Raw genomic sequence first — 8,755 nt, forward strand, 5'->3', positions numbered from 1 at the left:
AACAGAAGCCCGGCGAGGCGACTGTTGAAGATGTCCAGGAAGTCGCGGAGGCCGGGGTTGCGTTCGCGCACACTGACATGGACGAGTTCGCTGAAGGCGTGCGGCAGCACACCTGAAGTTCCGGTCAGCCCGACGACGGTCTGGGTGAGTTCGATCTGGTCGGAATTGCGCGGACGGCGAACCGATAACACCTCGCTGGCCGCATAGCCCAGAGGCACGGCAGAGCGTATCCGCATCGCCGTGTTCGCCGGGTCGACGCCGCGCCCCGCCGGATCAGGCGACGGCTTGCGTGCAGCCAGGTTTTCCTCAGCCGCGACATGTTCGACGATACGCAGCGCCTGGAAGAGATCATAGGCTTGCGCGCGGTCGAACAGGTCAGACTTCAAAGAAGTATGCGGTCGCCTCCGCGCGCGGGCCATGTCTTGAGGGCTCCCCCTTGCCCCTTCACCCTGGCGGTGAGGCGGGCGAATGAATTGACGCTGGCATACATGCCGAGGAAGCGCTCCAGGACGCTCGCCATCAAATAGATGCCGTTACCAGAGAAATAAGAATCGTCGAACGTCGCCGTCACATCGATGCCGCGGCAGAATGCCGAGTGGCCGGCCGTCCGCACTCGTGCGGTTCCTGGCTTCGACGAGAGGCTGACGATGCCGTCGATCAACGAACGCGTTTCGGCCGAATTACGGATATCATAAAGAAGCAGCATTTCCTTCAGCGCTTCGATGCCGCCGTCGCTGACCAGCGAGAGGTGATTGAGCGAAAGATGCGAGATCAGGCGCCAGCGGCCGCTGCGGCCGTAGTCGGGGCGCGCCACGTTGGTCGGGGCTGTGATCAGCCGCATCGCCGCGACGGTCGGCAGAGGATCGACCAGTCGCAATCCGGGTCGTCCCCCACCGAAGGGGAGGTGCTCGGGAAGATCACGGTTGAAGCAGAGCGTCTCTACCGAAAGTACGGTATCGGCCGGTGCGGAAGGCGTGAATTCGGGATCAACCAGGGAGAGCATCACTTCGCCCGCGTCGGCGGCACGCCTGTGGGTCATCCACCACGCCGGGCCTCCGGTCATTGCTGAGGCGTTCTCTCCATGCTCGATGCTGTAGATCGGTAGCACCGGCCGCTCGTTGCCATCTCCATCGGAGGCGGTCACCTGTTCGACTGAATATATTTCGAGAGCGTCGGGCCGCCGACTGTCGGGCACGACACGGTATTCGCTCGTGGTGTGATCGACGGCGATGGGTTCCGCAGCCTGATCGAACAGGTTGACCACGGGCGTGCAGTGGAGCGCAAAAGCGGCAGCCGTCACCGAGCGTTCCAGCGCCGGATGGTGACGCGCCAGGTAGACAAAGACGTCGATGACGCGGCCCTTGCCTTTCAGCCGCTCGCGCGCGGGAAAAGCCAGATCGACGAACAGGAATTTTTCAGGAAAGGCAAAATATTCCGTCAAGACACGGTAGCCAAGATGCGAGGCTGCCGGGTAGGGCAGGAGGCCTTCGTCCCGCTCGAAGCCGGCTGGACTGAAGGCGGATGCCTCCATTACCACCGGATCCGGATCGTTCGTTCCAGCGGCGAAGGCTACCGCCACGACGTCGCTCAGCAGGAGTTCGTAAAGCGGGTAGACGACCTGCGGTTGACCGCGAAGGAAGAAGCGCAGCGACTGCGGCGAAACGTCAGACAGCTCGCCGTCCGCCAGGGTTGATTCGAGCGTCAGGCGCAGGCATGCCCCGGCATTGGTGGCCGCTCCAACCTCCGGGGCGCGGATTGGCCTGCCGGCAAGCGTTGCACCCGTCACGGCGACGGGGTGCATCGTGACGTCGAACGCAGTTCTGAAACGGCAACTCTCGCCGTCGATCTGTTCGGTATCGAGAAGAGTGGCCCTTGGCACGCGCGAGGCCTGAGCCAGTTCGGGCTGAGGCTCGATCTGGAGGATCGCCATCGACGGAAAGGGAAGCGCGTAGTGCGGATGCAGGATCGCCAGCATGGCGTCCGTCAACTCGGAGAAATCGTCGTCCAGTTTCTGGCGCACCCGCGCTGTAAGGAAAGCGAACGCCTCTATCAGCCTGCCAACGTGCGGGTCTTCCACGGCGTCTTCGGACAGCCTCAATCTGCCGGCTATCCGCGGATTGTCTGCGGCGAATGCCGCCGCCGCGCGACGGATGTTGAGCAGCTCGCGATTGTAATGTGTGAGGATATCGTCCGTCATGGGTGCGACGGCTTCTCTGTGAGGCAAGCGGATGCCGGTCCCGGATTTTCCGGCGTTTCGATACCAACTTGCCCGAACACGCCAAGCCTCCCGACCGCGGTCATCATGCTAACGCGGCACGTGGGTGTCAACCGCCATTGGCGGCGGTCACGGGCTGCTTGGACTGGCCGCTGTTCGAGGGCGCGGCATCCTGCGAAGCCAGTTGCGGACAGGCGTATCCGCCAAGCAGATCGGCGCCGATGGGGTCGCCGGTGGCCGGCGCAGTGATCTCTATGGTCAGGGAGCGCTTCCCGACGGAGAAGCGCAGATCGGTCACTCCCGGGCCGGTCTTGCCGCTGTTGATCTTACGGCCGGCGTTGAGGAGGCGAAGCAGTGCCCACGGGCCCTGACGCTGAAGGATGCTGCGCTGGCCGTCTATCTCTGGCGTGACGGAGAGGCTCGCTCCAGCGGCAGCATTCTGCGACGGCCACGTGATCGCAGCCGATGTCGCCGGGCCGTGGGCATAGGTATAGACGCCGCTGCCATAGTCGAGTTGCATTGCGTTTGCGGTACCGTCGAGAGCAAGCGGCTTGACCTCGAACTGCAGCGCGGGCGCACCAGCATCATTGAAATAGGATCTGGAAACTTCATCCGCCCGTTCGAAAGCGGCAAGCACATCGTCGCTGAGGCCCAAGCCGATCTTTTGCCCGCTGCGCCAGCGCCATGGCTTGGTGGTCGTATCAATGAACGGCTTGAGATATCCGTCGCGGAAGGAGGCAATGGCGCCTTTCGGGCTGAAAACGGCGGCGAAGTCCGCTAGCGCGGCGTCGGATGTGCTCTTCGGGTCGAAGGGATAGTGACCTGAAACGATCGATCCGCATTTCGGCGCGACAGTGCTGTTCCATATGTCGGCGAGCCGCGCGCGGGAGTTGATCCCCGCGACCGCTCCCATCCTTATGATGATGCGCTGGAAGAAGGGCCGAAGTAAATCCGGCAGTTCGCCGACCATCCTGTCGAGGTCGTTGAGCGTGTCCTGTGGCTTGGTGCCCAATTCCAGCACATCGCCGCCGGTCGCGACAAGATTGAGCTGCGCATAGAGCGGTTGAAACGCTGCCAGCATCGCATCGACCTGCGTCTGCTTGGCCGCCTTGTCATCCTGCTTCTGCCCGGATCCAACGGCCGCCGCCAGCTTCGCAAAATGGTCGGTAACGCTCTTGGCGACATCGACTACCCTGTGCGGCACGGCGGAAAGGAGACCCTGGCCGTCGGCCAAGCCAGCCTTGTTCAGAAGGGAACCGGCCAGTGAGGGGTCGGCCTGGAAATCGGTTTCCCTGGCGATAGCCTCCATCAGTTCGGCGACGGCCGACGGTTTGCCGGTGATGGCCGCGATAAGGCTTGCAGCCTCTCCGGCATCGGAAGGCGGCACGATGGTCAGGTCGGCGAGCAGGCTGTCCCACCGGCGGATCGTGTCGACGGTGTAAAGATCGAAGATGCCTTCGCGTATGCGCAGGGCTTGCTGGCTGGCGTCGAGCGGCGACAGGTCCTTGCCCATCACCCACAGGTCGTTCGCGATCTCGTTCGAGACGCGCTCCGACTGCGGCAGCAGCGCCGAGCGGTAGCCGTCGCGCGTATAGAGACCGTCTATGCCATCCCAAAGGCTGGTTCCACTGACCCGTGCCAGGGTCTGCGGTCCGGCCGCGCCCATATGCTCGACGGGCCGCCAGGGCGGCAACGAGCGGACATCAGGTTGCGCGACCAGCATGTCGTAGGCGATCTTGGCCAGGCCGGTTTCCGCAATGCGGCCCCTGGCTCGATCAACAAGCGCCGCGTCGATAGGCTGGGGTGGAAGGTCGGCGGAGGCAAGGGCAACCAGATGCTCGGTCAGTTTCGCGCTGGCGTCGGCTTCGTGCACGTCAGGGAGCATCGTTGCAGCAAAACCCGGAGCGACCAGCCGTACCACCGCCGGATCGACCGGACGAGTACCGCCGAGCATAAAATAGAATTTCAGGAGCTGGAAGCGTGTCGCCGCGTCCAGCGGCGGCAGGTCGAGGCCGGCTGCGACATACTTCGCCACGAACGGCTCCAAAAGGTTCCTCACACCAAGCTCGTAGGCCTTTTTCCCCGCTTCGCGTGTCGAGGCTGTCGAATACAGCCCGAAGGTGGCGCCGGGAGGCTCCTCGTCTGCCAGGGCCTTCAGGCTGTCGAGCGCGTCGAGGGTCGACTGGAAGGAGCGGTCAGCCGTGTCCGCGCCGGCGACGGTCGCCAATCGCGTCTGGGCCGACCTGACGCCGTCGAAAAGACGCGCGGTGTAAGCCCGGCCGTCGCTGAAACCGAGCCACCACAGGATTGCGAACGCAAAGATCGCCAAGCCGATGGCCAGGTTGAGCGACATTGAGCGAAGCTTTCTTACGGCGTCCGCGCCCCGCGAATAGCCGGCAAGCGTCGGCTCGGCGAGAATCGCATGGCGCAGGAGGCTACGCAGAAAGAGCGGTCGTGCATGCAGGGCGGAATTTCGGGCCTTGATGGCAACGGAGTCGGGCCTGAGCGCGAAGGTAGGAGCGAGGGCGGCGGGAAAGATGTCGCTCGAAAGACCGGGCTGAAGCGCGCTGGTGAAAAAGACCCCGCGCAGGATCGGCGGGGTACCGAAGCGGCTTTGCGCGGAGAGAGCGCCGATCAGCCAAGACAGGCGGGTCTGGAGCAGTGCGAACTGGCTGGAAAATTCAAAGGCGCGCAGGCGGAGGCGGTCGTCACCCTCCTCCTGGAGGCGATGCAACTGTCGCTCCTTGAGCCGTCCCATTATCTCCGCGAAGCCGGCGGTCAGCCGCTCCAGCGGAGCAGCCGGCTGGTTTGGCGACCACAACGGAAAGCCGAGGACCGCGTCCTTTTCTTCCGTGCTGAGCGAATCGAAGAACTCCTCGAAACCGACCAGTTGATCGACCTTGGTCACGATCACATAGATAGGCGGGCGGGCGCGAAACCGCGTGTCGACCTCGTCGATGCGCTGGCGCAGCAATGCTCCGAACGCCTCCGTTGCCTCCTGCGCGACCGCCACGAGGTCACCCGCGCCAATGACAAGCAGGATGCCGTTGACCGGCTGCGTGGGGCGGCGGCGGCGGATGAAATCGAGCATGCGCAGCCAGACGGTTCTTTCGTGGCCGGCCGACTGCCGCAGATAGGAACTGGCGATCTCGATGAATAGGCCCTGTTCCGAAACTACGAAATGAGCCGGCTCGTCGTCTGGGCTCCGGAAGGAGTCGGCATGGACGGAAAGGCCCGAATTGAGAAGGATCGTCGTCTTGCCGCTGCCGCCAGCCCCCAGGACGAGATAGCGCGGCAGCGCGCGCCCCGCGTCGGAGAAAAGCGCGAAGCGACCCGCTCCGCCCAAGGCCCGCAAGGCGCCTCTGGCACTATCCGCGAACAACGCATAACGTGCCTCGGCGACGACCTGGTCGCGCTTGGACGCAGCGTTCTTTTCTTCATCCTTGCGGCGCATCGCATCCAGTGCCGAGCGGTCCTCGGCGTTCTGCCGGGAGCGCATCAGCATGCCGGCAATACCCCAGACCAGGACCAGAAACAAAAGGATGACGAGGCGTGGGGCAAGTGCTCCCAGAGGTCGCGCGTCGCCGACCGCGATCAGCGGCCCGAGTAGCCAGATGAGGAGCGCCACGAAGAGGAATGCACAGGTGACCAGACCGAAAGGCCTGACGATGGCCTTCAGCGATCCGCCGATCATCCCGCGGAGGCTCACGACAGGCTCTCCTTATAGGCGATGATGCGCCGGGCGGCATCGACATAAGCGGGGTTGACGGCGATTCCTCCAGAGGCGCGCAAAGCTTCCAGTCCGTCTTGGACAAAATTGTCCCGCAAGGCCCCGGGGATCGAGGCCGAATTCTGCTCCAGCCATTGGCGCAGGCCAGAGGGATCGGTCGGCGAGCCGGCAATGCCGATCAACGTCTTCAGGGACGAAATGTCGGCATCGAGATTGACGAGCTGGCTTTCGAGCAGCGCCGCCAGATGCGGGGCGAGCCCATTGCGCAACAGCGCTTCCCTTGCACGAGCGACGTGATCCCTCAGCGGGGCATTGGCGGAAAGCCCCAGGGCAGGACCAGGCACCGGCGTCGCGCCATCGAGTTCGCGCGCGAGCACCGAAAGCTGTTTCAAGTCGTCGAGAATGGCCGGTAGCTTGTCCGGGCTTGACAGGCCGGCGGCCGGTTCGGCGCTGGCAAGGATGGTTTGAGTGCGTGCTGGCCACCGGATTTCGCTGTCGAAGATATTGTAGACGGCAAGGCCGATGGCGATTGCTGCGACGACGGCGAGGGCGGCTGCCAACCAGCTGAGCATGAAGCCACCGCGCCGCCGCGATTGCTGCATCGCCAGGCCGGCCTCGGAGAATATGGCCTTGTTGAACGCGCTGTTGAGGAAAAATCCATGGTTCTCCTCGTCGATGCCGAGATCCGGCGGCACCGTGCCGGAGCGCGGCATCGCGAAGCGTCCGGACAGTTCCGGCAGGAGCGGGTCGATGGATAGCGCCTCCTGCCGCGCGCTGGTGAGAAAGATGCCGCGCAGCTGCGCGCCGTTCCAGTTGCGCGCTTTTTCGGGGACGAGAGCATCCAGCATCGGCTGGATCGTCGGCAGAAGGGTCGCGATCTGCGCTCCGAAGCCGTTGATCCTCCCGCACCGGATAGGATCGCCTTCGCGTGCAAGCCACTCAATCAGCCGGGCGCGAATTCCTCCCAGAATTCGACGGAAGCCGTCGGTGAGGGCTTGCGCACCCTGCTTGCGTTGCAGCGGTTGCCCGAGGCCGTCGAAGGGCAGGCCAAATCCCCATGCCTGGTTCCGCTCTTGCGGTTCCTGTCGGTCGAAGAACTCCTGGAAACCGGGCACCAGGTCGATTTTCGACAGCATGAGATAGAGCGGATATTTCCGACGGGTACGGGACTCGATCTCTCGGATGGCTTCGGTGGTGGCCTGCGTCAGTGCGCCATACTCGATCCCGTCGGTCAGCGTCAGGTCGGCGGGGCTGAGAACCAGCAGCATTCCGTTCAGGGGTAGACGCGGCCGGATCGCCTTGAGCAATGATACGACGCGGACAGTGTTCTCGTGGCCGGTGCCCGTCGTCGCTTCGACGAAGATCGCCCCTTCGCCGACCCACCAGACGGTTTCCCCGACCCGCACGCCGTTCTCCAGGCCAAGTCCAGAATTTTCCAAAAGGCTCGATTTGCCAACTCCAGCCGGCCCGAAGACGAGGAAGAGCGGCAACCGGTAGCGCGATCCCCCCCTTTTCAGCCTGTGGGTTTTCAAAAGGGCAAGGACGGCCCGTTTCTGGTCGCCGACAAGCCCCGTCTCGGCGCTGTCCCTCTTGCGCCCAAGCCATGAAAGGAAGGGAGGGGTGAAACCCCAAAGCACGAGCGGCAAAAGACTCGCCGCAAGGCGCAAATCCTCGCGCAGCGACGGAGTAAAACGCCAGATTGCAAAGCTTGCCGCCAGTGCGACGGCGAGTCCAAGCAAGGTCGCTGCGACCGACCGAGCGCCCACGTCAGTGCCCTTCTTCCGCGTCGATCCAGAAATCCACCCGGCGATTCCGGCTGCGTCCCTCGATGGTGTCGTTCGAGGCGATCGGATCGTCCGAACCCCGCCCTTCGGAGCTCACGCGGCCGGGGTCCTTGACGTGGCGGCGCAGCACGTCGGCTGTCGATTGAGCGCGAGCGCGCGAGATCGCCGTATTGTCGCCGAGCGAGCTGCCTGCCGGGACCGGAACGTTGTCAGTGTGTCCGACGACGAGGATCGGTCCCTTCTCGCCGTCGAGCGCCGCCCCGATACGCGAAATGAGAGGTTCCTCCGAGCCTGCGAGCACTGCTCCGCCAGTGGGGAACGAGGCCTTGAGCATGCGGATGACGACCCGCTCGCCAACCTTGGCCACCTCGACAGTGCCCGCAGCGATATCGTCCGCCAGGAAGCCGGACAGGCGCTGCACCTGGGTCTTCACGACCGGCGTCCTCGGCTCCGGAATGTTGGGAATCACCGGTTGCTGAACCATGACAGGGATTTTCGGCGCCAGCGCGTCGATCTCCTCGGCCGCTGTCGCGACGCGGGTGCGCAGATTGAGGCTGGATGCGATCCACAGTGCCGCGACCAGCAGGCCCGCCAGAGTTGCGACGATCCAGGCCGCCCTCGCAGACTTTGGTGCGGCATGCGCGGGCGCGACCGCTTCCCATGGCGGCGAAAGATCGCGCTCGTACGGCCCCCTTACCCGGCGGATCGTCCGATAGAGCTCATGCCGAAGGCGCGAAACCTGCCCGTGCCCACCTTCCATGACCCGGTATTTTCCGGAAAACCCCACCGCAAGGCATATCGCCATAAGTTCCAGGCCGTCGATGTTGTCCTCAGGGTTCAGCCGCATCTGCGAGAGCAGGTCGTAGAAGCGCTCTCCGCCCCACGTTTCATTGTAGAGGAGGCTGACCAAGCTGCGGCTTCCCCAGGCCCTCTGCCCACCCCAATCGGTGTTGAGGATGATGTCGTCGATAGTGGCTGCCAGGGCGTATCGGCCCATGCGCACAAGGCGCGAGGGCACGTCGCGCG

Annotated in this window: 5 protein-coding genes; all 5 read right to left on the reverse strand. The window is 64.1% G+C overall.

Translation table 11 applies throughout. From position 1 onward, the window contains the following. Positions 1 to 419: type VI secretion system baseplate subunit TssG (locus Q0L57_RS33070; protein ID WP_296747297.1), on the reverse strand; the 419-nt coding region annotated here is incomplete at its 3' end. Then, positions 383 to 2,197: a type VI secretion system baseplate subunit TssF gene (gene tssF / locus Q0L57_RS33075; RefSeq protein ID WP_296747298.1), complete on the reverse strand. Its 1,815-nt coding sequence runs from the start codon at positions 2,195 to 2,197 to the stop codon at positions 383 to 385. The genes tssF and Q0L57_RS33070, both read right to left, overlap by 37 nt. Positions 2,198 to 2,324: 127 nt before the next feature. Continuing rightward, positions 2,325 to 5,924, reverse strand: a complete 3,600-nt coding sequence (tssM, locus tag Q0L57_RS33080; RefSeq protein ID WP_296747299.1) for a type VI secretion system membrane subunit TssM — start codon at positions 5,922 to 5,924, stop codon at positions 2,325 to 2,327. Further along, a complete protein-coding gene (locus tag Q0L57_RS33085; protein WP_296747300.1) occupies positions 5,921 to 7,351 on the reverse strand; it encodes a type VI secretion protein IcmF/TssM N-terminal domain-containing protein in 1,431 nt (476 codons plus the stop codon). Before Q0L57_RS33085 ends, tssM begins: the two co-directional genes overlap by 4 nt. A gap of 361 nt (positions 7,352 to 7,712) precedes the next feature. Beyond that, positions 7,713 to 8,755, reverse strand: a 1,043-nt coding sequence (icmH, locus tag Q0L57_RS33090; protein WP_296747301.1) for a type IVB secretion system protein IcmH/DotU, incomplete at its 5' end; no start/stop codon positions are given.

Source organism: Mesorhizobium sp., from assembly GCF_024509055.1.
Lineage (GTDB): Bacteria > Pseudomonadota > Alphaproteobacteria > Rhizobiales > Rhizobiaceae > Mesorhizobium.